This is a genomic window from Micromonospora sp. DSM 43699, assembly GCF_055517075.1.
On the sequence record NZ_JBTMMT010000071.1, the window covers coordinates 11,878 to 37,357 of the forward strand.

The 25,480-nt window shown below is 73.8% G+C and carries 21 protein-coding genes, 1 tRNA gene and 2 pseudogenes; 12 read left to right on the forward strand and 12 right to left on the reverse strand.

The features are described from left to right. Positions 1-37: 37 nt before the first annotated feature. From AC0AIB_RS26080 to AC0AIB_RS26095, 4 genes are read right to left on the reverse strand one after another with little or no spacing between them, the layout of a single operon-like run. The gene (locus AC0AIB_RS26080; RefSeq protein ID WP_328340310.1) at positions 38-991 is read right to left on the reverse strand and encodes a 4-(cytidine 5'-diphospho)-2-C-methyl-D-erythritol kinase; all 954 of its coding nucleotides are present in this window, start codon (positions 989-991) and stop codon (positions 38-40) included. Further along, entirely contained in the window at positions 988-1,128 is a 141-nt protein-coding gene (locus AC0AIB_RS26085) for a hypothetical protein (RefSeq protein ID WP_328340312.1), read from the reverse strand. Before AC0AIB_RS26085 ends, AC0AIB_RS26080 begins: the two co-directional genes overlap by 4 nt. 9 nt (positions 1,129-1,137) lie before the next feature. After that, on the reverse strand, positions 1,138-2,010 hold the full coding sequence (gene rsmA, locus AC0AIB_RS26090; RefSeq protein WP_328340314.1) for a 16S rRNA (adenine(1518)-N(6)/adenine(1519)-N(6))-dimethyltransferase RsmA: 873 nt from the start codon (positions 2,008-2,010) through the stop codon (positions 1,138-1,140). 32 nt (positions 2,011-2,042) lie between these two features. Beyond that, positions 2,043-2,942: a TatD family hydrolase gene (locus tag AC0AIB_RS26095; RefSeq protein WP_465097686.1), complete on the reverse strand. Its 900-nt coding sequence runs from the start codon at positions 2,940-2,942 to the stop codon at positions 2,043-2,045. 82 nt (positions 2,943-3,024) lie between these two features. Between AC0AIB_RS26095 and AC0AIB_RS26100 the strand changes: the two genes are divergently transcribed. Continuing rightward, a complete protein-coding gene (locus AC0AIB_RS26100) occupies positions 3,025-4,269 on the forward strand; it encodes a hypothetical protein (RefSeq protein ID WP_328340316.1) in 1,245 nt (414 codons plus the stop codon). 65 nt (positions 4,270-4,334) lie between these two features. Then, positions 4,335-5,186, forward strand: a complete 852-nt coding sequence (locus tag AC0AIB_RS26105; RefSeq protein WP_328340318.1) for an alpha/beta fold hydrolase — start codon at positions 4,335-4,337, stop codon at positions 5,184-5,186. Between the two features lie 50 nt (positions 5,187-5,236). Here AC0AIB_RS26105 and metG read toward each other — a convergent pair whose 3' ends face one another. Beyond that, a complete protein-coding gene (gene metG / locus AC0AIB_RS26110; protein WP_328340320.1) occupies positions 5,237-7,039 on the reverse strand; it encodes a methionine--tRNA ligase in 1,803 nt (600 codons plus the stop codon). Positions 7,040-7,183: 144 nt separating this feature from the next. Here metG and AC0AIB_RS26115 point away from each other — a divergent pair, with 144 nt between their 5' ends. After that, complete coding sequence (locus AC0AIB_RS26115) at positions 7,184-8,050, forward strand: hypothetical protein (RefSeq protein ID WP_442930580.1); 867 nt, start codon at positions 7,184-7,186, stop codon at positions 8,048-8,050. A 77-nt stretch (positions 8,051-8,127) separates the two neighbouring features. Here the strand turns inward: AC0AIB_RS26115 and rsmI are convergent, their stop codons facing one another. Continuing rightward, complete coding sequence (gene rsmI / locus AC0AIB_RS26120) at positions 8,128-8,967, reverse strand: 16S rRNA (cytidine(1402)-2'-O)-methyltransferase (RefSeq protein WP_442930581.1); 840 nt, start codon at positions 8,965-8,967, stop codon at positions 8,128-8,130. Between the two features lie 92 nt (positions 8,968-9,059). Here rsmI and AC0AIB_RS26125 point away from each other — a divergent pair. The 7 genes and pseudogenes from AC0AIB_RS26125 to AC0AIB_RS26155 all read left to right on the forward strand — a co-directional run. Then, a pseudogene (locus AC0AIB_RS26125) lies at positions 9,060-10,535 on the forward strand (dolichyl-phosphate-mannose--protein mannosyltransferase); the annotation flags it as partial. A 126-nt stretch (positions 10,536-10,661) separates the two neighbouring features. Further along, positions 10,662-10,937 (forward strand): annotated as a pseudogene (locus AC0AIB_RS26130) (hypothetical protein); the annotation flags it as partial. A 1,255-nt stretch (positions 10,938-12,192) separates the two neighbouring features. Then, the gene (locus AC0AIB_RS26135; protein WP_465097682.1) at positions 12,193-13,473 is read left to right on the forward strand and encodes a VWA domain-containing protein; all 1,281 of its coding nucleotides are present in this window, start codon (positions 12,193-12,195) and stop codon (positions 13,471-13,473) included. Positions 13,474-13,475: 2 nt separating this feature from the next. Continuing rightward, positions 13,476-14,255, forward strand: coding sequence for a peptidase (locus AC0AIB_RS26140; RefSeq protein ID WP_328348938.1), 780 nt, complete (start codon positions 13,476-13,478; stop codon positions 14,253-14,255). 231 nt (positions 14,256-14,486) lie between these two features. Continuing rightward, the gene (locus tag AC0AIB_RS26145) at positions 14,487-15,143 is read left to right on the forward strand and encodes a 4'-phosphopantetheinyl transferase family protein (protein WP_328340330.1); all 657 of its coding nucleotides are present in this window, start codon (positions 14,487-14,489) and stop codon (positions 15,141-15,143) included. Positions 15,144-15,206: 63 nt separating this feature from the next. After that, entirely contained in the window at positions 15,207-16,220 is a 1,014-nt protein-coding gene (locus AC0AIB_RS26150; RefSeq protein WP_465097683.1) for a DUF4352 domain-containing protein, read from the forward strand. 170 nt (positions 16,221-16,390) lie between these two features. Then, positions 16,391-17,296 carry a S1 family peptidase gene (locus tag AC0AIB_RS26155; RefSeq protein ID WP_328340334.1) on the forward strand — a complete coding sequence of 302 codons (906 nt, stop codon included), beginning with the start codon at positions 16,391-16,393 and terminating at the stop codon, positions 17,294-17,296. Between the two features lie 154 nt (positions 17,297-17,450). On the opposite strand, the gene AC0AIB_RS26160 is transcribed toward AC0AIB_RS26155, so the two are convergent. The 6 genes from AC0AIB_RS26160 to AC0AIB_RS26185 all read right to left on the reverse strand — a co-directional run bounded on the left by AC0AIB_RS26160 (position 17,451) and on the right by AC0AIB_RS26185 (position 24,055). Beyond that, positions 17,451-17,524 (reverse strand) — tRNA-Ala (locus tag AC0AIB_RS26160). Between the two features lie 226 nt (positions 17,525-17,750). Beyond that, complete coding sequence (sepX, locus tag AC0AIB_RS26165) at positions 17,751-18,599, reverse strand: divisome protein SepX/GlpR (RefSeq protein WP_465097684.1); 849 nt, start codon at positions 18,597-18,599, stop codon at positions 17,751-17,753. Positions 18,600-18,778: 179 nt separating this feature from the next. After that, positions 18,779-19,381 carry a GNAT family N-acetyltransferase gene (locus AC0AIB_RS26170; protein ID WP_442930847.1) on the reverse strand — a complete coding sequence of 201 codons (603 nt, stop codon included), beginning with the start codon at positions 19,379-19,381 and terminating at the stop codon, positions 18,779-18,781. 91 nt (positions 19,382-19,472) lie between these two features. Further along, positions 19,473-20,765 (reverse strand): molybdopterin molybdotransferase MoeA, encoded by a 1,293-nt coding sequence (locus AC0AIB_RS26175; protein ID WP_088647610.1) that lies wholly within the window; start codon positions 20,763-20,765, stop codon positions 19,473-19,475. After that, complete coding sequence (locus AC0AIB_RS26180; RefSeq protein ID WP_328340343.1) at positions 20,762-21,763, reverse strand: UTP--glucose-1-phosphate uridylyltransferase; 1,002 nt, start codon at positions 21,761-21,763, stop codon at positions 20,762-20,764. The genes AC0AIB_RS26175 and AC0AIB_RS26180 overlap by 4 nt, the downstream gene beginning before the upstream one ends. 9 nt (positions 21,764-21,772) lie before the next feature. Continuing rightward, the gene (locus AC0AIB_RS26185) at positions 21,773-24,055 is read right to left on the reverse strand and encodes a sensor domain-containing diguanylate cyclase (RefSeq protein WP_328340345.1); all 2,283 of its coding nucleotides are present in this window, start codon (positions 24,053-24,055) and stop codon (positions 21,773-21,775) included. Between the two features lie 85 nt (positions 24,056-24,140). Between AC0AIB_RS26185 and AC0AIB_RS26190 the strand changes: the two genes are divergently transcribed. Together AC0AIB_RS26190 and AC0AIB_RS26195 are read left to right on the forward strand one after the other, a co-directional pair. Continuing rightward, positions 24,141-24,776: a 5-formyltetrahydrofolate cyclo-ligase gene (locus AC0AIB_RS26190; protein ID WP_328340347.1), complete on the forward strand. Its 636-nt coding sequence runs from the start codon at positions 24,141-24,143 to the stop codon at positions 24,774-24,776. A gap of 154 nt (positions 24,777-24,930) precedes the next feature. Beyond that, complete coding sequence (locus tag AC0AIB_RS26195) at positions 24,931-25,401, forward strand: FmdB family zinc ribbon protein (protein WP_465097685.1); 471 nt, start codon at positions 24,931-24,933, stop codon at positions 25,399-25,401. Positions 25,402-25,480: the final 79 nt, after the last annotated feature.

Sequence of the window (25,480 nt, forward strand, 5' to 3'; positions counted from 1 at the left end):
TACGCGGAGGCCCGAGGGCGCCGGTGGGGGGCGCGGGTCAGCCGATCCGGGCGCCGACGACCGGGCCGTGGGCCACCCGGGTCTCCCGGCAGACCCCGGCGGCCGTCACCTCGGCCCCGATCCGCTCCGCGTCGGCGGCGTCCCGGGCCAGGAATACGCAGGTCGGGCCGGAGCCGGAGACGATACCGGCGAGCGCCCCCGCGGCCTCTCCCGCCTTCAGGGTGTCGGCCAGGGCCGGACGCATCGACAGCGCGGCGTCCTGGAGGTCGTTGCCGAGGCAGCCGGCCAGCACCCGGGGGTCGCGTTGGCGCAGCGCGCCGAGCAGGCCGTCGGTGCTGCCCAGCGGCGTACCCGCGGTGCCGGCGTCGCGCAGCCGGTCCAGCTCCCGGTAGGCCGCGGGGGTGGACAGCCCGCCGTCGGCGACGGCCACCACCCAGTGCCAGGAGGTGGGGCGGGCCAGCACCGGGCTGACCGCCTCGCCCCGGCCGGTGCCCAGCGCGGTGCCCCCGTGGATCAGGAACGGCACGTCGGAACCGAGGTCGGCGGCGATCCCGGCCAACTCGTCGCGGGACAGGCCGGTGCCCCACAGGGCGTCGCAGGCGACGAGCGCGGCGGCGGCGTCGGCGCTGCCGCCGGCCAGCCCACCGGCGAGCGGGATCTGCTTGCGCAGGTGCAGCCGGGCGTGCGGCGGCACACCGGCGTAGCCGGCGAGGGCGTGGGCAGCCCGGATGGCCAGGTTGGAGTCGTCCAGGGCCAGCTCGCCGGTGCCCTCGCCCTCCATGGTCAGGGTGAGCGTGTCGCCGCGTCGGGCGGTCAGCTCGTCGTAGATCGAGATCGCGTGGTAGACGGTGTTCAGCTCGTGGTAGCCGTCCCTGCGCAGCGGTCCCACCCCGAGGTGCAGGTTGACCTTCGCGGGGACCCGGACCCGGACCGGCCCGCTGCTGCCCCGCCGATGGTGGTCGTCGTCCTCCGGTCGCCAGGCCTCGGTCACCGGGTGACGCCCCGCGGGCAGGTGCGGGTGTCGGACGGCATCTCCACGATCAGCTCCTCGGCGGAGTCGGCGGCCGGCGACGTGCCGGCCGGCAACCAGGTCGTACGCGCGGCTGCGGCGCACCCCTCGGCGGGCACGGCGTCAGCCTACTGTGCGTCGGGCGTCGCCGTCGGGGCCGACGCGGCGATCGCGGCGAACTGCTCCACGGTGAGTGACTCCCCCCGTGCACCGGGATCCACCCCGGCGGCGGTGAGCGCCGCGGCGGCCCGGTCCGGGCCACCCGCCCAGCCGGCCAGCGCGGCCCGCAACGTCTTGCGCCGCTGGGCGAACGCCGCGTCGACCACGGCGAAGACGGCCCGCCGGGGTACGTCGTCGCGGGGTGGTTCGCGGCGGGTGAAGGCGACCAGGCCGGAGTCGACGTTCGGCACCGGCCAGAACACGTTCGGTGGCACCCGGCCGGCGGCCCGGGACCGGGCGTACCAGGCGAGCTTGACCGACGGGATGCCGTACACCTTGGAGCCGGGGCCGGCGACCAACCGGTCGGCGACCTCCTTCTGCACCATCACCAGGCCGTGCCGCAGGCTGGGCAGCTCGGCGAGCAGGTGCAGCACCACCGGGACGGCGACGTTGTAGGGCAGGTTCGCCACCAGCGCGGTGGGCGGCGGGTCGGCCAGTTCGGCCGCGGTGATCCGCAGCGCGTCGGCCCGGTGCACGGTGAGCCGGGCGGCGGCGTCCGGGCCGGCGTGCGCGGCGGCGGTCCGCGGCAGCGCGCCGGCCAGCACCGGGTCGATCTCCACCGCGTGCAGGTGGGCGGCGGCCGGCAGCAGGGCCAGGGTGAGCGAGCCGAGGCCGGGGCCGACCTCCAGTGCCACGTCGTCGGGGGTGAGCCCGGCGGCGGTGACGATCCGGCGGACGGTGTTCGGGTCGTGCACGAAGTTCTGGCCGAGCTTCTTGGTCGGGTTGACGTCGAGGCGCGCGGCGAGTTCCCGGATCTCCGCCGGGCCGAGCAGGCCGGTCACGCCCCGAAGCGTAGTCGCGGGTGCCGGGGCGTTCACCACGGGCCGAAGGCCCGGTCCCCGGTGGCGGAGATGGCCGCGCACAGCTCGTCGAGGTCGGCCCCGGTGGTCTCGGCGAGTGACCGCACCGTCAGCGGGATCAGGTACGACGCGTTGGGCCGGCCCCGGTGCGGCATCGGGGTCAGGTACGGCGCGTCGGTCTCCACCAGGAGCTGGTCGATCGGGGTGAGCGCGGCGGCCTCGCGCAGCCCGGTGGCGCTGCCGAAGGTGACCGTGCCGGCGAAGCTGAGCAGGTGGCCCCGGCGGACGCACTCGCGGGCGAAGTCGGCGTCGCCGGAGAAGCAGTGCAGCACCACCGTGTCCGGGGCGCCCTCGTCGTCGAGGATCCGCAGCACGTCGGCGTGGGCGTCCCGGTCGTGGATGACCAGGGCCTTGCCGTACCGCTTGGCGATGGCGATGTGCGCCCGGAAGCTCTCCTCCTGGGCGGCCCGGCCGTCGTCGCCGGTGCGGAAGAAGTCCATGCCGGTCTCACCGACGCCCCGGACCCGGTCCCGGGCGGCAAGCGTCTCGATCTCGCGCAGCGCGGCGTCCAGGTCGGTCAGCCGGGGGGCCTCGTTGGGGTGCAGCGCCACGGTGGCGAGCACCGCCGGATACCGGTCGGCGACGTCGGCCCCCCAGCGGGACGATTCGACGTCCACCCCGACCTGCACCAGCCGGTCCACGCCGACGGCGGCGGCCACCTCGATCGCGGCGGCCACCGGGTCGGCGGGGTCGCCCCCGCCGGGCGCCCCGGCCTCGGCGACGGTGATGTCGAGGTGGGTGTGGCTGTCCAGCACGGGACGGGGCAGCGGCGGCGGGGCGGGCGGGAACTCGCCGGCCCGGCGGGCGGCGCGCTGCTTGCGGGTTTCGGTCGGCTCGGTCATCGCGGCCAGCATCACACACCCGGGCTGCGGCGCGTCCCCCGGACGCCACCGGCTGTTCACCGGGCCGGCACCTGGCCGGCTTACCCTCGCCGGGATGAGTGTCACCGACCGGGCCAGCGACGCCGCCTCCGCGCGGACCGGGTTGCGTGTGACGTACGGCGGGGTGGTCCATCCGGCGGAGGAGTTGGCCCGGGGCGCGGCCTACGAGCTGTTCAGTGCCGAGGCGGCGACCGGTTTCGAGTGGGCGCCCCGACCGGGCTCGGCCTGGCCGTGGCGGCGGTTCGTGCACGTGACCGAGGTCACCGAGGTCCGGGGGGCCGGCGAGCCGGTGGAGGAGCCGGAGGCGGCGCTGCTGATGCCGGTGCACCGCGACCGGGGCTGGTCGTACGTGCACCGGCTCAGCCAGCAGCCGACGGCGGCCGGCGACCCGACGCTGGCCGCCGTGCGCGGGTCGGCGGTGCTGCGCCGCGGCACCCGGATGGTCAAGGTGCTCTCCGCCCGGCAGCTCGCCGGGTACGTGCGGGGTTGGTTGCCGCACGGTTTCTGCTACCGCGAGCACGACGTGGCACACCTGCGGACACCTGCCGCGCTGGCGGTGCTGCGCGGCGACGGCACCAGCGGCGACGGCAGCGAGATCGGGTACGCGCTGCGCTGGCGGGCCGCCGACCCGGGCGACTACGACGTCCCGGTCGGCGAGGCACACCGTGGCCTGCTGGGGTTGCCGCCGCACGACCGGCTCGGTCCACCGGTGCTGGGCACCGGGTTCGTGCCGAGCTCGGCGCAGCTGATCCCCGAGTTCGTCACCCGGGACTTCGCCGACCTGCCGATGCCGGCCAACGCCAGCCTGCTGGCGTACACCGCCGAGGGTGCCGAGGTGGTGCTCTACAGCTACCAGGCGGAGCAGCGTGGCTGGCTGCGGATGGTGGGGCCGCAGTGGCGGCACCTGCTGGCCGCGGTGCCGGGGCTCTCCCCCGACCAGGAGTACGTGCCGACCGGCGAGGTGCCGCGCTCCACCCAGCTCGTCGGCGGGTACGCGGGCGACGAGTACGAGGCGGTGGCGGACCTGCCGGGCGGGTTCCGGGTGCTGGCGATGACCCGGGCGGCCCGGTATCCGGTGGACCAGGTGGCCCGGCGGCTGCGGTACGCCCGGTGGCGGGGCGTGCCCTGCCTGGTGCTCCGGGAGGAGGGTGGCTGGTTGCGGCTGCGGCTGTGTCGCCCCGATCCGGACGCGGTGCGCGACACCGGGGCGCAGTGCCACGAACGGGGCGTGTACGAGACGTGGGCGCCGGCCGTCGAGGTGACCGACGACCGGGTGGTGGATCTGCCGTACGCGCACTGAGGGCATAACGGTGGTCGGCCGGGGAAAGCGCGGCGGGTCCGACACCGACGGATCAGGAGAAGATCATGCCCTTCATCACCGTGGGTACGGAGAATTCCGCCCCTATCGACCTTTACTACGAGGATCACGGGCAGGGTCAGCCGATCGTGCTGATCCACGGCTTCCCGTTCAACGGGGCGACCTGGGAGAAGATGTCCGGTCCGCTGCTCGCGGCCGGGTACCGGGTGATCACTTACGACCGGCGGGGCTTCGGCAGCTCGGCCCAGCCGGCGATGGGGTACGACTACGACACCTTCGCCGCCGACCTCGACGTGCTGATGACCGAGTTGGACCTGCGCAACGCGATCCTGGTGGGCCACTCGATGGGCACCGGCGAGGTGACCCGCTACCTCGGCGCGTACGGGTCGAACCGGGTGGACCGGGCGGTGCTGATGGCGCCGCTGGCGCCGTACCTGTTGCAGACGAAGGACAACCCGGAGGGCGTCGAGAAGAGCCTCTTCGACGGGTTCCAGCAGGCGATCGTCGCGGACCGGTTCGCCTACCTGACCCAGTTCTGCGACACGTTCTTCAACTACAGCGAGAACAAGGGCAAATGGGTCAGCGAGGAGGCGTACCGGGCGCACTGGCAGATCGGCGCGCAGGCGTCGGCCAAGGGCACCCACGACTCGGTGGACGCCTGGCAGACCGATTTCCGGGGCGACGTGCCGAACATCGACGTCCCGGTGCTGATCATCCAGGGCGACAAGGACAACGTGCTGCCGTACCCGAAGACGGGTCAGCGGTTGGCGCCGATGCTGCCCAACGGCAAGCTGGTCACCCTGAAGGGTGCGCCGCACGGCATTCCGTGGACCCACCCGGCCGAGGTGAACAAGGCGCTCATGGAGTTCATCGGCGCACCGTCGATGGCCCGCGCCTGACGTACCGCCGACCCGGCCCCGGGGGAACCCCCGGGGCCGTCGCGGGCCGGTCAGCCTTCCAGCCGGGCCAGTTCCTCGTCGACGATCGACGGGTCGAGCTTGCGGAAGACCGGCTTGGGCGCGGCCAGCGGCCGACCGGCCTGCAACGGTACGGACTCCCAGCGCGCGCCGACCGTGTAGTCCCCGGTGAGCACCGGGTAGCCGGGCCCGCCGTCGAGGTCGTCGACCTCTTCGAGCACCGGCATCGGGGCGTGCACCCCGGTGCCGCCGAGCAACTCGTGGATCTGCTGGGCGGAGTGCGGCAGGAACGGGGTGAGCAGGGTGTTGGCGTCGCTGATCACCTGGAGGGCGACGTGCAGGATGGTGCCCATCCGGGGCTTGTCGGCCTCGGACTTGAGCTTCCAGGGGGCCTGCTCGGACAGGTACCGGTTGGCCTCGGCGACGACCTTCATCGCCTCGCCGATGGCCTGCTTCTGCCGGTGCCGGGCGATCAGGTCGCCGACCGTGGCGAACCCGGCGCGGGCCACCGCGAGCAGCGCCTCGTCGGCCTCGGTGAGCCCGGCCGGGTCGACCGGCGGGATCGCGCCGAAGTTCTTGGCCGCCATGGAGACCGAGCGGTTGACCAGGTTGCCCCAGCCGGCGACGAGTTCGTCGTTGTTGCGGCGGAGGAACTCGGCCCAGGTGAAGTCGGTGTCGTTGCTCTCCGGCCCGGCGACGGCGATGAAGTAGCGCAGCGCGTCGGCGTCGTAGCGGGCCAGGAAGTCGCGGACGTAGATGACGACCTTGCGGGACGAGGAGAACTTGCGCCCCTCCATGGTCAGGTACTCGCTGGAGACCACCTCGGTGGGGAGGTTGAGCCGGCCCAGCTCGCCGGGCTGACCGTCGCGGCTGCCCGCCCCGGAGTAGCCGCCGAGCAGCGCCGGCCAGATCACCGAGTGGAAGACGATGTTGTCCTTGCCCATGAAGTAGTAGGCCGGGGCGTCCTTGCCCTCCCCGTCGGCCGACCACCACCTGCGCCACGCCTCCGGGTCGCCGGTGCGCCGGGCCCACTCGATGGACGCGGACAGGTAGCCGATCACCGCGTCGAACCAGACGTAGATCCGCTTGTCGCCCCGGTCCTGCCAGCCCTCCAGCGGGATCGGCACACCCCATTCCAGGTCCCGGGTGATGGCCCGGGGCTGGAGGTCGTCGAGCAGGTTGCGGGAGAAACGCAGCACGTTGGGCCGCCAGCCCTCCCGGGTGTCCAGCCACTGGCGCAGCGCGTCGGCGAGGGCGGGGAGGTCGAGGAAGAAGTGCTCGGTCTCCACGAACTCCGGCGTCTCACCGTTGATCTTGGACTTCGGGTCGATCAGGTCGATCGGGTCGAGCTGGTTGCCGCAGTTGTCGCACTGGTCGCCCCGGGCACTGTCGTAGCCGCAGATCGGGCAGGTGCCCTCGATGTAGCGGTCGGGCAGGGTCCGCCCGGTGGACGGTGAGATCGCCCCGGTGGTGACCTTCGGGACGATGTAGCCGTTGCGGTGCAGCCCGGTGAACAGCTCCTGCACCACCGCGTAGTGGTTGCGGGTGGTGGTCCGGGTGAACAGGTCGTAGGACAGGCCCAGCGCCAACAGGTCCTCGGCGATCACCCGGTTGTACCGGTCGGCCAGCTCGCGCGGGGTGACCCCCTCGGCGTCGGCCTGCACCTGGATCGGGGTGCCGTGCTCGTCGGTGCCGGAGACCATGAGCACGTCGTGGCCGGCCATCCGCATGTACCGGGCGAAGACGTCGGAGGGAACGCCGAAGCCGGACACGTGGCCGATGTGGCGCGGACCGTTGGCGTAGGGCCAGGCGACCGCGGCGAGAACGTGACTCATGACCAGCAAGCCTAGTGACCCGCGCGGGGTGCCCGCGAACCAATAGGGGGGAGCACACCGCGCCGACGGAAATCCGCCGTACACCCGAATTGTCGGCCGACACGCGGAGTCAGCTCACCGGCACCGAGGGCGACCCGGTGTCCAATGGCTGTCGTGACGGGCGGACGATCGGGGCACGACGAGTCGGCGGCGGGCACCCGGCGACCGCGCCCGGGTCCCGGGGACGGCCCGGGGCCGCGCGGGGCCGCCGTCGCCCCGCAGCGACGACCCGGCCCCGGGCCCGCCGAGGCGACAGTCGAGGTCGAGCCGACCACCGGGGCACCGGTCGACGCGGTGCCACAGCGGGTTCCGGTACGCCAGCCGCGCAGCCACCGCCCGCCCGGGGGTACCCCGCAGGACGACGACGCCTTCTTCTGGGCACCGATCGAGCAGGTGCACTGGGACGGCACCCCGTTGCGCAAGGAGCCGAAGCAGCGGCTCCGCGTACCGCGCCGACGTCGTCCGGCCCGCGTCGCCCATCCGCCGGACCCGGTCCGGGGACTCGCCGTGCTGCTGACGTTGAGCCTGGTGGCGACGTTCTTCGCCTGGGTGAGCGCGGGGCCGCTCTGGCTGGCGGTCGGGCACTCCACGGCGGGGACGGTGATGATCACCGACTGTTCGGGTGGCGGGCTCACCCAGCGCTGCCGGGGTATCTTCGCCGCCGACGGCGACCGGTTCCTGACCCACGGGGTACGGGTCAGCGGAGTGCCGGCCGAACGCACCGCCACCGGCACGGTGCTGCCGGCGCGGGTGACCGGAGCGCGCGCGGAGACCGCGTACGTGGACACCGGGGTGGGCCGGCATCTGCGCTGGCTGCTCGGCCTGCTGGCGGTGGCCGGCTGCGGGGCGGGGATCGTCCGGTGGACCGGGGCGACCCTGCTGGCCGACCCCAGACAGCGCCGCTGGGCGACCGGCGGCGGGTACGCCGGGCCGGCGCTGATCACCCTGGGCTTCCTCGTCGCCGCCTGGTGAGCCGGGGCCGACCGACGCGCTTCGCGGTCCACCGGCACGGGCCGCACGCGCGGCCATGCCACCGCGCGTACCACGGCTCAGCGGTGCACGACGGTGTAGACGTCCCGGCGGCGCAGCCCGTACCCGGTGGCCACCTCGCTGATAGCGTCCCGGCGGGACATCCCGGCGGCCTCCCGGTCGGCCACCTGGGCCCGCAGCGTGTCGTCGTCGGGACGCTCGGCGGGTGCCTCCGGCGCCCCCGCGACGACCAGGGTGATCTCGCCGCGCGGTTCGCCCCGGGCCGCCCAGTCGGCCAGTTCGCCGAGCGGTCGACGGACGACCTCCTCGTACGTCTTGGTCAGTTCCCGGCAGAGCGCGGCGGGCCGGTCGGCACCGAACGCGGCGGCCAGGTCGGCCAGTGCGGCGGCGATCCGGTGCGGGGCCTCGAAGAGGACCAGGGTGCGCGGTTCGTCGGCCAGCGCCCGGAGCCGGGCCCGCCGGCCGCCGGGCGAACGGGGCAGGAAGCCCTCGAAGCAGAACCGGTCGCAGGGCAGCCCGGACAGGGCCAGGGCGGTGGTGACGGCGCTCGGGCCGGGTGCGGCGGTGACCGGCACGCCGGCGTCGAGCGCGGCGGTGACCAGCCGGTATCCCGGGTCGGAGACGCTGGGCATACCGCCGTCGGTGACCAGCGCGACCAGGTAGCCCTCGCGGAGCACGTCGACCAGTTCAGGGGTACGCCGTTCCTCGTTGCCCTCGAAGTAGGACACGATCCGCCCGCCGACGGTGACGTCGAGGTCGCGGGCGAGCCGGGCGAGCCGGCGGGTGTCCTCGGCGGCGACCACGTCGGCGGTGGCGAGGGCCTCGCGGAGCCGGGTGGACGCGTCGGCCGGGTTGCCCAGCGGCGCACCGAGCAGAATCAGCCGTCCAACTTCGGACATTTCGCCCACGAGGCGTGCTCCTTCATCGATAGTCGTACCAATCTCGGGGACGACGGGCGCCACCGGGCACCTCCGCAGCCTACGATCGCCGGGTGACGAGTGCGTCGACAGCACAGAGTGCGAGCGCGGACCGGACCGACCCGGAGGCACCCCCTCCCGAGGGCGGCGGAGGTGGCGTGCCGGCGATCGTCCGTCGCCGGCTCGCCACCGTCGAGACCCGGCTGGACGTGAACTCGTGGATCGCCACCGCCGTGGTGGTGGCGATCGCCGCCGTCCTGCGCCTGCTCGGGCTGAGTAGCCCGAAGGGCAAGATCTTCGACGAGATCTACTACGCCCGGGACGGCTACGGCCTGATCGACAAGGGCGTCGAGTGGAACTACAAGGACAACGGTCCGTCGTACGTGGTCCACCCGCCGCTGGGCAAGTGGCTGATCGGGCTCGGCGAGTGGGCCTTCGGCTACCAGGACGCGGAGACCAACATCTCCGTGCCGGGCCACCTGATGACCACCGCCCCGGAGTTCGGCTGGCGGATCAGCTCGGCGGTGGCCGGCATCCTCACGGTGCTGATGCTGACCCGGATCGCCCGCCGGATGTTCCGCTCCACCACGCTCGGCTGCGCCGCCGGCCTGTTGCTCGCCCTGGACGGCTTCCACCTGGTGCTCTCCCGCACCGCGCTGCTCGACATCTTCCTGCCGCTGTTCATACTGGCCGCCTTCGGCGCGCTGGTGCTCGACCGGGACGCCCGCCGCCGACGCTGGGCCCGCGCCCTCGACGAGGGCCTCGACCCGACCGTCGCCGGCCGGGCCGGTCGCCCCGCCGGTGGCTGGCGGAACTGGCCCTGGTGGCGGCTGCTCGCCGGGGTGCTGCTCGGCTGCGCGTGCGCCGTGAAATGGAGCGGGATCTACTTCGTGCCGGCCTTCGGGCTGCTGGCCCTGCTCTGGGAGGTCGGTCTGCGCCGGTCGGTCGGGGTCCGCCGACCGTGGCGCGACGCGCTCCTCGACGAGCTGCCCTGGCTGGTGCTCGCCGGGCTGCTGGTGGTCGGGACCTACCTGCTGACCTGGTCGGGTTGGCTGCTCTCCGACGACGGCTACTACCGGCTCGCGGCCCGGTACCCGAACCTCCCGGGGCTCAGTGACACCCCGGTCATCGGCGCGCTGACCAACCTGTTCCAGTACCACAAGGCGGCGTTCGAGTTCCATACCGGCCTGGAGACCGCGCACAAGTACCAGTCGTGGCCCTGGCAGTGGTTGCTGCTGGGCCGGCCGGTGGCGTTCCACTGGTCCGGCGACGGCGCGTGCGGCGCACCGACCTGCGCGTCGGAGATCCTGCTGCTGGGCACGCCGCTGCTCTGGTGGTCGTTCCTGCCGGCCCTGGCCGCCACCCTCTGGCTCGGCATAGCGCGGCGGGACTGGCGGGCCGGGGCGTTCCTGGTGGCCGTTGCCGCCGGTCTCCTGCCCTGGTTCTGGTACGCCCTCGACGGCCGGACGATGTTCTCCTTCTACGCCGCCCCGGCGCTGCCGTTCCTGGTGTTGGCGGTGGTCTACGTGCTCGGTGCGATCGCCACCCCCACCACCACCGCCCGAGCCACCCCGGCCAACTCCGGCCCCGGCGACCCCGCCCTCGGCAGCCCTGCCCCCGGCAACCCTGCCCCCGGCAACCCTGCGTCGGACAACCCTGCGTCGGAGAGTCCCGCGTCGGGCAGTCCTGCAGCGGACGACCCCAGGCCGGACGACCCGACGTCGGGCAGCCGCGAACCGGTCGAGCCGAACATCACGGTCATGGTCGCGGAGGCCGACGCGGCGACCGCCGAGGAGATCGCAGACCGGCGACTGATCGGCGGGGTCATCGTCGGGGCCTACGTGCTGCTGGTGGCGCTCTGTTTCGCGTACTTCTATCCGATCTTCGTGGGCAATCTCCTGCCGTACGACGACTGGTCGGCCCGGATGTGGCTGGACGGCCGCTGGATCTGACCGACTTCGCCCCACCGCCTCACCGCCTCACCGCCTCACCGCCCACCGCCTTATCGCCGCGAACCGTCAGCCTGACCCGCCCACCACCGTCCGTCGCGTCCGCCCCGCCGGGATGCAGCCCGGTACCACCGGGATGCCAGAAGAGAGCTGTCGAACCGGATCGGAAGCCGGCCAACCCTCACCGGTCTCGTCGCAGGTCGCCCGCCAGCGAACGCACGCGACCGTTCCCCCATGCACTCGCTACAGAGCTGATGACGTCAACGAATCACCCCCCAGTCATCGCACCCGGAGCGCCCGACCCCCTGCCGCATCGAACAACCACGCCACCCAGACCCCATATCCGCCGAACCACCAGCGGCCGTCGATCATGGAGTAGTGGTGGTCGTTCAGCACCTTTTCAGACCCTTTGGAAGCACCACAACTCCATGATCGACCATGGGGAACGCCCGGCACGAGGTGGAACCACGTCGTCGGGTGGGTGGGGGCGGCAGAGGAACGGGCGAGGCGGGCGAGGCGGGGAGCCTGCGGCGGATACCGGCGACACGGGTCGACCCGGTGGGGGCACGGGGAACCGGGATCGGACCGGCGACACGGGTCGACCCGGTCGGGGCACGGGGAACCGGGATCGGACCGGCGACACGGGTCGACCCGGTCGGGGCACGGGGAACCGGGATCGGACCGGCGACACGGGTCGACCCGGTCGGGGCACGGGGAACCGGGGAGGTGGGGGGACGAGGGGCTCGCTGTCGGCCGCACGGAGGCGGGATGGCTGATTCGTTTTCGTCATCAGCTCTACAGGAGCACTCCGGACATCACCGCCGCCACATCACCGCCGCCAGCGAGGATCGATCGTTGTCGCGGCCCAATCCGCACGGGCACGGGCAGCCGAGATCGGAAGCGCGGGAGATGTTCCACGAGTGGATCCGGCAGAATCACGGCAGAAGGGCGCGCCCCGATCGCCTGCCACGGGGGAAGCGGGCGATTGGGGCGCGCAAGTTAGAGCTTAACCACGTTGCGCCAAGGGCACAACGGGTCGACTTGAGTCAGATTTCCGACCGATGCATCGTGCGGCAAATGCTTTACATATAGCATCTAACGGACAGTCATCCACCTTCGACCGAGCGCCCCACACCGACCGCTCGGCCGGGGCGGCTGCCCGGAATCCTGCCCACCCCGACTGCCCGGCGATCCGGCATCTCGCACCCGTGGCGATCCCGGGCGGACCTCCATAGTGGATCTCACTACACTTCGCCCGGTGATCAACACGAGACGACGATCGACGGCCGTCCTGATCGGAGTGTTGGCGGCGACGGCGCTGACCGGCCCCGCACCGGCCCACGCCGATGACGAGGAGCCCGCCGAGCCGCCCAAGGTCGAGCTGGTGCTCGACGTGAGCGGCTCGATGCGGGCCAACGACATCGACGGACGCAGCCGGATCTCGGTCGCCCAGCAGGCGTTCAACGAGGTGGTCGACGCGCTGCCCCAGGAGACCCAGCTCGGCATCCGGGTGCTCGGCGCGACCTATCGGGGCAAGGACAAGAAACAGGGCTGCCTGGACACCCAGCAGATCGTGCCGGTCGGGCCGGTGGACCGTACCGCGGCCAAGGCGGCGGTGGCGACGCTGCGGCCGACCGGCTTCACCCCGGTCGGACTGGCCCTGCGCTCCGCCGCCCGGGATCTCGGCACCGGCACGACCGCCCGCCGGATCGTGCTGATCACCGACGGCGAGGACACCTGCGCCCCGCCCGACCCGTGCGAGGTGGCCCGCGAGCTGGCCGCCCAGGGCACCAAGCTGGTGGTCGACACGCTCGGCCTGGCCCCGGACGCCAAGGTCCGCAGGCAGCTGCTCTGCATCGCCACCGCGACCGGCGGCACCTACACGGCGGCACAGAGCGCCGACGAACTGACCGGCCGGATCAAGCAGCTCGTCGACCGGGCCAAGGAGACCTACACCGCCGCCCCGACCGTGGTGACCGGCCGGACGGACTGCGCAGGCGCGCTGTTGCTCGCCCCCGGTGTCTACGCCGACCGGGAGGCGTTCTCCGAGCACCGCTGGTACCGGGTGCCCGTCCGGCCGGGGCAGGAGTTGCGGGCCTCGGTCAGCGTGGCGTTGGACCGGCCGGTGAACCCCGACCACGCGGTACTGCTGCGGGCCACCGCCACCGACGGCCGGGAACTCGTCCGGGGTGTCGACGCCGGCAGCGGTCGTACCGACGTGGTGTCGGCGGGGTTGCGCTGGTCGGGGACGGCGGACGGTGCGACACCCACTCCGTCGGCCACCGACGCGCCGGTGCCGGCCACCACGGTCTGCCTGGTGGTCAGCAACGCCTTCGCCCCCCGTCCGGGGACCCGGGCCGAGCCGGGCATGCCGGTCGAGCTGACCATCGACGTGGTCGACTCCTCACCCGCCCCGGCCGCGCCGGACCTGGGCCGCGGCTGGGTGCTGCTGCTCCTGCTCACCCTGGCCGGGCTGCTCACGGGTCTGGTCGTCGGGCTGCTCACCCGCTGGTGGGTGGCGACGTGGAGGACGAACTGACGATGCGTACCCCGATCATCCGGACCGGTGCGGCCCTGGCCGCCGCCGGGCTGACCCTGCTCGCCGCCCCGGCTGCGGCCACCGCCGCACCCACCCCCTCCCCCGGCGCCACCCCGGTCACCCGGGCCGGGACGTCCTTCCTCACCGCCACCGGCATCGCGGCCGGTCAACCGGTCCGGGTGGACGCCTCCACCGGCGACTTCCTGTACTGGTCGTTCCCGGCCTCGGCGGGGCAACGCCACGAGATCACCGCGACGGTGTCCCTGCCGAAGGCCCGCACCGGGGCGTCCACCTGGACGGTGGAGGTCTTCGACGGCCTGCGCCGCCGGCAGGCGTGCACGGCCGGGGCACAGACCCCGACGGTTGCCGCCTCCGCGGGCAGCGTGGCGCTGGGCTGCACGCTGCGCCAGGTGCGGTCCTGGGCGGAGCCGTGGTCGGCCGACCCGCTGCCCGGCACCTACTTCGTCCGGTTGTCCGTGACCGACCTCCCCGAGGCCGACCTGGGGCAGCCGATCGACGTGGAACTGCTGGTCTCCGCCGAGGGTGAGGGCTCGCGCGACGACGGCGAGCTGAAGGCGCCGCTGGTGCCGAACACCAGGGCCGGCACGGTGCTGACCGGCGAGCCGGCGGCGACCCCCGCCGAGTCCGACGACGACTGGTTCGACGGCGACTGGCTGCCCGCGCTCGGCTCGCGCTGGGCGTGGAGCGCCGTCGGCGGCGCGCTCGCCGCCGTCGCCGGGGTGGTCGGCTTCGCGCTGACCCGCCGCCCGCGCCGCCCCTGATCCCGGCGGTGGCCGTCCCGGGATCGGGGCGGCCACCGCCCGCCGGCACCACCGCCCGCCCGGGACAGCCCGGCGCGAGTGCCCACCCACCGCCGCCACGCAGCCACCACCCTCGCGCCGGCGGCACGGGACCCTCCGGTGTCGTCCGGTTGCGGTACGTTCACCAGCCATGGACGGTGTTCCGCTCACCGAGCGGGGCCGGCGGTGGTCGTACCGGAATGGGGTGGGTTGATGCGTGACCTGCTGCCGGCGGCGGTCTCGGTGGCGGTGGCCGAGACAGCCGACTGGGTGGGTGAGCTGCTGCCGGCGGAACGGGCCGGGCTGGGCGAGCGGGCGGTGGAGAGCCGGCGGCGGGACTTCACCGCCGGCCGGGTCTGCGCCCGGCGGGCGATGACCGCCCTCGGCCTGCCGGCCACGCCGGTCCCGGCCGCGCCGAACCGCGCACCGGTCTGGCCGGTCGGGCTGGTCGGCACCATCACCCACACCCGTGGCTACTGTGCCGCCGCGGTCGCCCGCCGCACCGACCTGCGCGCAGTCGGCATGGACGCCGAGCGGCACAAGGAACTCAACCCTGGGGTACGCCGGCTGATCCTGCGCCCCGAGGAGGAGGACCGGCTGGCCCGGCTGCCGGCCGGGGTGAACTGGCCGGTGGTGGTGTTCAGCGCCAAGGAGACCATCTACAAGGTGTGGCACCCCGTGGTCGGCTCCTGGTTGGACTTCCTCGACGCCACCGTCGAACTCGACCCGGACACCGGCGTCTTCACCGCCCGGATCAACGAGGCGCGGGTGTCGGCAGCCACCGTGGCGGACCCGCCCTCGCTGGTCACCGGCCGGTTCGTGGTCGAGGGCGACCTGGTCCGCACCGCCGCCGTGCTGCCCCTGCGCTGAGCCCTTGCCGCCACCCACTAGCGTCCAAGAGTTACGACAGTCGAAACGCGTGCGAGGAGTACGGTGAGCCAGCCCCAACCCCCTTACGGGCCGCAGGACCCCCACCAGCCGCCCCTCGGGGCGGCGCAGCCGTTCCCGTCGGCACCCGGCCAGCAGCACCCGGTCGACCCGACCGCCGCCCTGCCCCCGGTCCCCGAGCCACCGCAACCGTCCTACTCCGACCCGTACGCGCCGCCGTCGCCGTACGCGCCGCCGCCGGGCTCCGGAGCCCCGCAGCCCTACCCGTCGTACGAGCCGGGGGCGGCGCCGCCGCCGGTCTCCGGTGCCGGCTTCACGCCGATGTCGGGCGCGGGATACCCGCCGCCCGCCCCGGGCTACCCCCCGGTCTCCGGTGCCGGATATCCGCCGCCCGGCGGTCCGGGTGGGCCCGGTTATCCGTTCCCGCCGCCGCCGCCGGCCGCCTCGTCCGGCCGGAAGGTCTGGGTCGTCATCGGCATCGTGGTCGCCGTGGTGCTGCTGCTCTGCTGTGGTGGCATCGTCGCCGCCGTGGTCGCCGGGGGCAAGAAGGCCGACGAGGCGGCCGAGGAGTTCGAGCGCTCGTTGCCGACCCCCGACGTCACCAGGGCACCGGCGCTGCCGGGCGACCGACCCTCGGCGGCACCGTCGTCCACCGACGAGACGTTCAACCTGAAGGCCGGCGAGACGCTGGTGATCAGCGACGACGACGGGACCATCGAGATCACCGTCCGGAGCTTCACCACCTCGTCCAAGGGCTGCCGCTCGTTCGCCCCGCCACCGGACAAGGGCATGTACCTGATCGCCGACGTCACCGCCACGGTGACCAAGGGCACGGCGTCGATCAACCCGTTCTACTTCCAGTGGGTCGCGGACGACGGCACCACGGTCAACGGGCTGGCCGGCGCGCTCTCCGGCTGCGGCGGCGACATGCTCGACTCGGGCAGCAACATCCGGGCCGGCAGCAAGCGTTCCGGCGCGGTGGTGTTCGACGTGGCCGACAAGTCGGGGGCGGTCGAATACCAGCACAAGTTCGAGGCGGCCGGCTCCTGGAAGCCCTGACCTCCCTGGTTCCGTGACGGGCCGGTTCCCCTGGCGGGAGCCGGCCCGTTCCCGCCGCTGCGCCACCCCGAACCGGTCACCGGCCGGGATCGCTGCCGGGCCTTGAAACGGAGCCGGCACCGGCGGATGCTTGATGCATCGACCTTCACCGATCGACTTGGAGGTGGGAGATGCGCCGTCTCTCGCTCGCCGCCCTGACCCTGGCCGTCGTCCTGCTGCCGGCGACCCCGGCCGCCGCGCACGCCGGCGCCCCCGCACCGGCCGATGTGCACGCCAACGCCACCGAACCAGTGGCCGCGCACCTCCGGGCCACCGGACCGGCCGCCGCGCCCGCACTGCCGGACGTGCGGACGGTCGGCACCACCTGGGGCCCGGATCCGACGACCGGCCGGCTGACGGTCACCGTCGACGACACCGTCCCACCCGAGCAGGTACGCGCACTGCGTGCCGCCGCCGTCCGAGCCGGCGGGGAGCTGCGCCACGAGCCCGGCCGGTTGCGCATCCTCATCGCCGGTGGGCAGGCCGTCTACGGTGGGGGCGCCCGCTGCACGCTGGGCGCGAACGTGCACAGCGGCAGCACCTACTACTTCCTCACCGCCGGACACTGCACCGCCGGCGCGACGACCTGGTACGCCGACGGCGGTCAGAGCAGCGTGCTGGGCAGCCGCGTCGGCAGCAGTTTCCCCACCAACGACTACGGCCTGGTGCGCTACACCGGGACGGTCAGCCACCCGAGCGCCGTCTACACCTATCCCGGCCTGCTCACCGTCAACGGCGTCGGCACCGCGTACGTCGGGCAGGCCGTCTGCCGCAGCGGCTCCACCACCGGCGTCCGGTGCGGCACGGTGACCGGTCTCAACCAGACGGTCAACTATGCCGAGGGCAGCGTGTCCGGGCTGATCCGGACCAACATCTGCGCGGAGCCCGGCGACAGCGGCGGTCCGCTCTACGTCGCCGGGACCGGGCTGATCCTCGGCATCCTCTCCGGTGGCAGCGGCAACTGCACAAGCGGTGGCACCACCTACTACCAGCCGATCGCCGAGATCCTCGCCGCCTACGGCCTCACCCTCCCCTGAACACCACGTCGACCGTGACCCGTGGCCGACCCTGGCACGGGTGGTGCGGTGCCGTCCTTACCCCGTCCGGGGGCCGGAACGCGGGGGCTGGTGACCGCATAGCCGAAAGACAAGGCCCTGACCAGCAGGAAAGCTGGTCAGGGCCTTGATTATGTGGAGCTGTGGGGATTCGAACCCCAGACCCCCTCGATGCGAACGAGGTGCGCTACCAGACTGCGCCACAGCCCCTCCGCCGGCATGCCGGCTTCGGTCCCACCCGGCTTTCACCGGGCGGGCCGGCGCCAAGACTAACAGCCCACCCACCCCCCGGGCGAATCACCCCTCCCACCGCACGGGCCGGGTGGTGCGCCGCACCGGTGGGCCGAAGAAGCGCCACCCGGCCCGCCCCGATACCGCCGCTTCGGCCCACATGAGTCGATCAAGGGCGCAGCCCGCCCCGAGGGCAAGCGAGGGGTCAGCGGGGGTCGCGGCCGGACTGGTAGGGGCGTCCGCGCAGGCCACCGGAGCGGCGGTAGGACACCGAGCCGCCCCCGCTGGCCGCCGCCGGCAGGTCGGTCGGTCGGTCGAGACCCATCGCCGTGCGGCGTACCGCCTCGCGCTGGGCGGCCAGTCGACGCTGCGCCTCCCGACGGGCCGCCGCCCGACGGGCCTGTTCGCGGCGCACCTCGGCCTGCCGGACGGCCAGCCAGGCCGCCTCCCGGGCCCGCAGCCGCCGCCGGCGGCGCTCGGTCAGCGCCCGTCGTCGCAGGTGTACGACGTACACGGCGAGCAGGGTGGCGGTGACCGAGAAGCTGATCCAGAACCCGGGGCTGACCAGGATCACGCCGACCAACTCGACGAAGTTGAGCAGCAGCAGCGCGGCGAGCACCCGGCGTCGCCGGTAGACGGCCGGGGTGTGGTGCCGACGCGGGGGCGGCCGGCGACGGGCCTGCCGGGAGGCGGGCGGCACGGCGCGCAGCCGACCGGACCGGCGGGTGGAGGCGGCCGACCGGGCAGCCTGGCGGTCGGAGACCGGCGGGGCGGCACCACGGGCGGAGGCCGGTGGCGCGGAGACCGGTGCGCCGAGTTCCCCGGTGGCGGCGTCCTCGGTCAGCGTGACCACGAGCGCCCTGGGCTGGTTGACGGGTCGCCGACCGGGGACAGTACGACGCCGCCGGCGGCGCTGGAGCACCCGCGCCGTCGACTGCGCCCGCTCCGCCACCAGCCGCTCGGTGGCGTCGTACCGACGAACCAGCGCCGGGGCGAGGGCGAGCAGACCGGCGGCGGCGAGGACGGCGAGGAGCACCGAGGTCGGCACCCTCACCCCTCCCGTCACCGAAATTCGGGGCAACCGCCGAGAAGCAGCAAGATCTTTCCCGAAATCTCACTCTCGGCGCAGATCCTGCGGCCGGCAGCGCTTGCCGCAGCTTGCAGTTACTTGAGGTTACGGGCCACCGACCGGGGATGCCGGCACGCCGCGCCGAATCCCGTCCGTGGGACGACTCACCCGACGTCGTGGCGCTGCCGGTGCCAGCGGGCCAGCAGACCGCCGTCGGCAGCCGCCTCCTCGCTGGTCATCGCGTATCCGATGTGGTCTCGCCAGGCCCCGTCGATGTGCATGTAGCGCACGTGGTATGCCTCCTCGCGGAAGCCCAGCTTCTCCACCACCCGGCGGGACGGCTTGTTCTCCGGGCGGATGTTCACCTCTACCCGGTGCAGACCGCCCGGACCGAACGCGTGGTCCACGGCGAGCGCCATCGCGGTGGGGATCACCCCGCGACCGGCCACCCGGGAGTCCACCCAGTAGCCCACGTATCCGGAGCAGAACGCCCGGCGGACGATGCTGCCCACGTTGAGGTGCCCGACCAGCCGCTCCTGCCCGTCCTCGCGCAGGCAGACCGCGAACGGCATCCCCTCGCCGGTACGCGCGGAGCGCCGCTGGTCGGCGTGCACGTAACGGAACGCGGCGGGCGAGTTGGCCTGGTCCCAGCCGCCGGGCAGGTGCGACTCCCAGGGGGCCAGCCACGCCCGGTTCGCCCGGCGTACGGCGGACCAGGCGGTGGCGTCGGACCGCCGGTACGGTCGCAGCACCACCGGACCGTCCATCAGCACCACCGGCCACCCCGGCGTCCGCCCGAACCAGCTCACCGCGCCGACCTCCCGTCTGCGACCGGGACGCCGACCGCACCGACCCGGCTCACCGTCGCCGGTCCAGGAGCAGCACGTCCACGGTGGAACCGGCCGCCGCAGTGGTGACCCGCTCACCGAGCACCATCAGGCCGTTCGCCTCGGCCAGCCCGGAGAGGGTGTACGGCCCACCGCTGAGCGGCTGCACCGTGTAGCCCCCGCCGCGCCGCTCGGCCACGTGCGCGGGCCGGAACTCGCGCAGCCCACCGGGGGACGAGATGGTCTCCAACAGGTGCGCCCGTACGCTCGGCCGGAACACCGGCTCCGCGCCGGCCAGCAGCTGGATCGCCGGCCGGGCCAGCACCTCGAAGCCGATCAACGCCGCACCGGGCTCACCGGGAAGACACACCACCGGCACCTCCTCGGCGCCGACGGTACCGAACCCGAGCGCCGTGCCGGGGTACAGCGCCACGTCGGTGAAGGTCACCGGACCGGCCCGGCCACCCTCGCGGCGGGACAGGATCCGCCTGACCATGTCGCCGGGGCCGGTCCCGGTGCCGCCGGTGGTGATGATCAGGTCGGCCCGCAGGGTCTGGTCCTCCAGCAGGCCGCGCAGCCCCTCCGGGTCGTCGTCGCAGATCCCCACCCGGTACGCCAGCGCGCCCACCTCGGCGGCGGCGGCGGTCAACGCGTGCGAGTTGGCGTCCACCACCTGACCGGGCTGGCTGCCCCGGCCCACGTCTACCAGCTCGTCCCCGGTCGCCACGATGACCACCCGGGGGCTGGGCCGTACCACCACGTGCCCGATCCCGGTGGCGGCGAAGACGGCCACCAGCGCCGGGGCGACGTACGTGCCGGCGCGGGCGAGTACGGTGCCGGCGGGCAACTCCTCACCGGCGCGGCGGACGCCGTACCCGCGCTTGGGGGTGCGGAAGATCTCCACCGCCGCCATGCCCTGATCGGTCCACTCCACCGGCACCACCACGTCGGCGGCGATCGGCATCGGCGCACCGGCCGCCACCGAGAAGCACGAACCGGGGGTGAGCCGCACCGGACGCCAGCTCGCCGCCCCGAGGTCACCGACCACGTTGAGCCGGACCGGGCGGCCCGGCCCCTGCGAGGGGACCGGGCCGTAACCGACGAGGTCCTCCCAGCGCGCGGCGTACCCGTCCACCGCCGCCTGGTCGAAGGCGGGGAACGAGTGCGGGGCGACCACGTCCGAGGCGAGGACGTTGCCGTACGCCTGGGTGAGGTCGAGGTCGAGCGGAGGCAGCGCGCGTAACCTGCGCAGCACGCTGCCCAGGTAGTCGGCGAGCGGCGTCAACTCGTTCGCGGCCGCCTCGGCGTCGGCCGTCGAGGTCATGTACCGGAGCCGCCCGCCGCGTCACGTACCCCGTCGAGGACCGCCGCCGTGACCGTCTGGTCGCCGTTGTTGACGAACTCGGTCAGCCACGCCCGGAACTCGGCACCGAGGTCCTCCCGTTCGACGGCGATCTGCACGACTGTCTGGAGGTAGCCCAGCGGCATGCCGGTGTCGTAGCGGGTGCCCCGGTAGACGATCGCGTGCACCGGTACGCCCTCGCCGCGCAGCAGCTCCATCGCATCGGTCAGCTGGATCTCGCCGCCACTTCCCGGCTCGGTACGCCGGATCGCGTCGAAGATCCGCCCCGGCAGGACGTACCTGCCGAGGACGGCCAGGTTGCTCGGGGCGTCCTCCGGCTGGGGCTTCTCCACCATGCCGGTGACCTTCACGACCTCGCCGAGGTCGGTCAGCTCGGCCTCGGCCGGCTCGACCGAGGCGATCCCGTACCGCCTGGTCTCGGCCGGGTCGACCTCGAAGAACGCCAGCACCACGCCACCGGTGCGGGCCTGCAGCTCCAACATGGCCGGCAGCAGCGGCTCGGACGGCTTGACGAACTCGTCGCCGAGGAGCACCGCGAAGGGCTGGTCGCCGACGTGCGACTCGGCGTACCCGACGGCGTGGCCGAGACCGAGCTGCTCCGGCTGCCGGCAGGTGTAGATCTCGGCCAGTTCGCTGGGGCGCTTCACCGCGGCCAGCCGCTCGGCGTCACCCTTGGCCTCCAGCCGGGCCTCCAGGTCGGGGCGGCGGTCGAAGTGGTCCACCATCGACGTCTTGCCCCGACCCGTGATCAGCAGCACGTCACCGATACCGGCCTGGGCGGCCTCCTCGACGATGTACTGGAGCACCGGCCGGTCGATCACCGGCAGCAGCTCCTTGGGCACCGCCTTCGTGGCCGGCAGGAACCGGGTGGCGAGGCCGGCGGCCGGGATCACGGCCTTGACCGCACGGGCGCGACCGGTCGCGGCGGTCGTTGAGGGGTTCGCTGAGTGCTCCGACATGCCGCGAGACTATCGGCCACGGCTCTGCCGCGGCGGGTGAGGACCACAAGACGCGCCGCCCGGCTGCGTCACACCGGGAGCGCCGACGGCGTGCCGACCGGCCGGCTCGCCGGGCGGCAGGTCGGTCGGCAGGTCGTCGACGGGAGCCCGATCGGTCGGCGGCCGGTGGGCGGGTGGCTGGTCGGCACAGGTCGGCTCGACGGGTGGTCCGGCCCGGGGCAGGCCGTCGTCCGGGCTGGTCGCCCCCGCCGGTACGGCGATCTCCTCGACCGCACCGTCCGCTGCCGGCGTCGGTCGGGGCCGCGCGGTCGCCACCCGGTAACCGTCGCGGCCGGCCCCCTTGGCCGCGTACAACGCCTCGTCGGCGGCGTCCAGCACCTCCGCGCCGGTGCTGGCGTGGTCGGGATAGACGGCGATGCCGATGGAGACCGACACCGTGATCGTGGTCGGGGTGCCCGCATGGCCGGTTACCACGACCGGGGTGTCCCGCACGGCCGCGCCCAGCCGCTCGGCGACGGTCGCCGCACCCGGGGCGTCGGTCTCCGGCAGCAGCACCACGAACTCCTCACCACCCTGCCGGAAGGCCAGGTCCACCTCACGGATCTCGGCCCGGACCCGGCGGGCGAACTCGACGAGCACCGCGTCCCCGGCGGCATGCCCGTAGCTGTCGTTGACGATCTTGAAGCGGTCCAGGTCGAGGACGAGGATGCTGAGCATCCGGCCGAACCGGCTGGCCCGCTCGACCTCCCGACGCAACGACTCGCGCAGGTAGCGGTAGTTCCACAGCCCGGTCAACGGGTCGGTCAGCGACAACCGCTGCGCCTCCTCGTGCACCCGGACGTTCTCCACCGCCACCGCGGCGTGCCCGGCGAAGGTCCGCAGGGTGGCCAGGTCGTCGTCGTCGAACTCGGCAGCGCCGGGCCGGTCGTAGAGGACCAGCACGCCGACCGCCGGGGCCCGGCCGGCGGCGTCCCCGCCGGGCACGGTGAACGGCACCGCCACGTACGTCTCGCACCACGGCTCGCCGGGTGGCGTCGGGCCGGCCGGGAGCCGACCGCGCTGCGGCTCGCCGGTGGCGGCGACCGCGCCCACCACGCCCGCGCCGACCGGCACCCGCAACTCCTCCGGCTCGGTGCCCGGCGGGCAACGCCCGGCCAGCCCTTCGGCGCACTGCCCGACGAGCATTCCGGTGTCGTCGAGCAGCAGCACCGCCCCGGCCCGCGCCCCGGTCGCCGCTATCGCGCTGTGCAGGATCACCCGCAGAATGCGTTGCAGGTCGTGGGTGCTGGCCAGGGTGTCCCCGAGCACCCCGAGATGGCCGCGCAGCTGGTCCCGGCTGCTGGTCAACGCGGTCACGTACCCGGCGGTCTCCCGGATCATCCGGTTGAACGCGGCGGCGAGCCGGCCGATCTCGTCCCGGCTGCGCACCGGCACCCGGGTGGTCAGATCACCCCGGGCCACCCGGTCCACCGCCCCGGCCAACTCCACAAGTGGCCGGGTGGTGACCCGGGCCAGCCGCCACGCGGTCAGCACGGCCAGCGCGGCGGCCAGCAGTACCGCCCCGACCAGCACGACCGGCAGACCCGACGGCTGTTCTCCGTCCACCGAGAGGATCAGCGGCAGCGGCTGCCCGGGGGTCGGCCCGAGCCGCCGGACGTACCGGCCGCCGGGGGTCGCGCTGACCCGGTCGCCGTCCACCGTGCCGGCGGCGGCGAGCACCGCCTCGCGTACCCCGTCGGCTTCGGTGGTGTGGGTGATCCGGCCGGGGCCGGCGGTGTCGTCGAGGAGGGTGACCGCGACGCCGGTCGCGGCGGCCAACCGGGCCACGAACGCCGGGTCGACCACCTCGGCGGCGGCCACCGCGCCGAGCGGCGTGCCGGCCGGATCCCGCAGGTCCACCCGGGCGCTGAGGGCCAGGACCGGTCCGCCGACCGGGACGCCCGCGCAGTCCTGCCAGGGTGGCGGGGGTCCACCCGGGGTGGCGTACGCGATGCCGCCGGTCCCGTCGGTGACCAGCACGGCGGCGGCCAACCCCCGGCTGACCACCTGGCCGGCCGCGCCCGCCCGGCTGGCCGGGTCGGAGCGCAGGGCGACCGCGTCGGCGGCGGCCCGCAACTGCTGGCAGAGCGCGTCGATCGAGGTACGGACGGCGGACGCGGCCAGGCCCAGCCGTTCGGTGGACCGGCTGCGGTCCACCGTCGACAGCGTGGTGCCGACGAAGGCAGCGCCGAGCAGCACCGGGCCGAGCACCACCGTGAGAAAGGCCGCCGTCAACCGCCCGCGTAGCGTCAACGCTGTCCCCCCGGAAGTCCCAGGCCCGTTCCTGCGATGCTGACACAGAGCGACCGATTTGACAGCGTTGCGTCAGGAGTGTTGCGTGCCCGATTTTTCTGCCGAAGCGGAAGTCGTCCATGCGGCGAAACGCGAGACGCGCGCCGCGTTGCTCGCCCACCGCCGGGCGCTCACCGCGCCGCAGCGGGCCACCGCCGCGATGCGCGTCCAGGCCGAGCTGACCGAGTTGGTACGCCGCCTGCGCCCGACCAGGATGACCGGGTACGTGCCGGTCGGCTCGGAACCGGGCGGCCCCGACCTGCCCGAGGTGCTCCGCACCGCGCTACCGGCCGGGGCGGAACTGCTGCTGCCGGTGCTTTGCGACGATCTCGACCTGGACTGGGCGTCGTACGCCGGGCCGGGCACCCTGGTCGCCGCCGGTCGGGGCATGCGCGAGCCGGACGGTCCCCGCCTGGGCCGGACGGCGATCACCGGGGCGACCCTGGTGGTGGTGCCCGCGCTGGCGGTCGATCGACGCGGGATGCGGTTGGGTCGGGGCGGCGGCTCCTACGACCGGGCCCTGGCCCGGGTGCCGGCGACCACCCTGACCGTGGCGCTGCTGCACGACGGCGAGCTCCTTTCCTCGCTACCCGCCCAGCCGCACGACCGGCCGGTGCGGGCGGCCCTCACCCCGTCCGACGGCCTGCGCCCACTCACTACGACCCCCTCCGCCACACCCTGAGCGCCCCCGCCTCCGTCGACCGGCGGTCCTCCTGCCCGCTCTCCCGACGGCGGGGCGGTGCTCCGACACCCGCGTCCGCTCCGCCGGGTGTGGGGTGCCGGGGGGTGACGATCGTCCCCGTCCGCTGGACGAACCCGGGTCGCATGACGCACCATTGGCACTCGAATACGCCGAGTGCCAATCGGCCGTGCCAGATCCGGAGGAGAACGTGCCCACGTACCAGTACGCCTGCACCGCGTGCGGCCACCAGCTCGAGGCGGTGCAGTCGTTTTCCGACGAGCCGCTGACCGAGTGCCCCGCCTGCGAGGGGCGGCTGCGCAAGGTCTTCAACTCGGTCGGTGTCGTGTTCAAGGGTTCCGGCTTCTATCGCACCGACTCCCGGGCCTCGGGCGCCGAGGGCAAGAGCGGCGCCGCGAAGTCGGAGAGCACCTCCTCCGGTTCCGGCACGGACTCCTCGGGCTCGGGCAAGTCCTCCTCGGGCACGTCTTCCTCGGGCTCGTCCTCCTCCTCGGGCACGGGTTCGGGATCCTCAGGCTCGGGATCCGCCCCAGGATCGGGTTCGGGTACTTCGACGAGCGGTGGTTCCGGCTCGACCAAATCCCCCACCGCCAGCACTCCCGCCTGACCCCGCACACCCCCGACGTCCCTGCCGCCCCCGGGCCGCAGGAACGTTCGACACCCTCCCCCTCCCTCCCTCCCCCTCC

Excerpts from the sequence above, each read along its gene's own strand:
- AC0AIB_RS26170 (WP_442930847.1), bottom strand. The coding sequence starts at position 19,381 with ATGGACGGTCCGGTGGTGCTGCGACCGTACCGGCGGTCCGACGCCACC.
- AC0AIB_RS26115 (WP_442930580.1), top strand. The coding sequence starts at position 7,184 with ATGGCTGTCGTGACGGGCGGACGATCGGGGCACGACGAGTCGGCGGCG.
- AC0AIB_RS26145 (WP_328340330.1), top strand. The coding sequence starts at position 14,487 with ATGCGTGACCTGCTGCCGGCGGCGGTCTCGGTGGCGGTGGCCGAGACA.
- AC0AIB_RS26180 (WP_328340343.1), bottom strand. The coding sequence starts at position 21,763 with ATGTCGGAGCACTCAGCGAACCCCTCAACGACCGCCGCGACCGGTCGC.
- rsmI (WP_442930581.1), bottom strand. The coding sequence starts at position 8,967 with ATGTCCGAAGTTGGACGGCTGATTCTGCTCGGTGCGCCGCTGGGCAAC.
- AC0AIB_RS26105 (WP_328340318.1), top strand. The coding sequence starts at position 4,335 with ATGCCCTTCATCACCGTGGGTACGGAGAATTCCGCCCCTATCGACCTT.
- AC0AIB_RS26175 (WP_088647610.1), bottom strand. The coding sequence starts at position 20,765 with ATGACCTCGACGGCCGACGCCGAGGCGGCCGCGAACGAGTTGACGCCG.
- AC0AIB_RS26155 (WP_328340334.1), top strand. The coding sequence starts at position 16,391 with ATGCGCCGTCTCTCGCTCGCCGCCCTGACCCTGGCCGTCGTCCTGCTG.
- metG (WP_328340320.1), bottom strand. The coding sequence starts at position 7,039 with ATGAGTCACGTTCTCGCCGCGGTCGCCTGGCCCTACGCCAACGGTCCG.
- AC0AIB_RS26140 (WP_328348938.1), top strand. The coding sequence starts at position 13,476 with ATGCGTACCCCGATCATCCGGACCGGTGCGGCCCTGGCCGCCGCCGGG.
- AC0AIB_RS26100 (WP_328340316.1), top strand. The coding sequence starts at position 3,025 with ATGAGTGTCACCGACCGGGCCAGCGACGCCGCCTCCGCGCGGACCGGG.
- AC0AIB_RS26095 (WP_465097686.1), bottom strand. The coding sequence starts at position 2,942 with ATGCTGGCCGCGATGACCGAGCCGACCGAAACCCGCAAGCAGCGCGCC.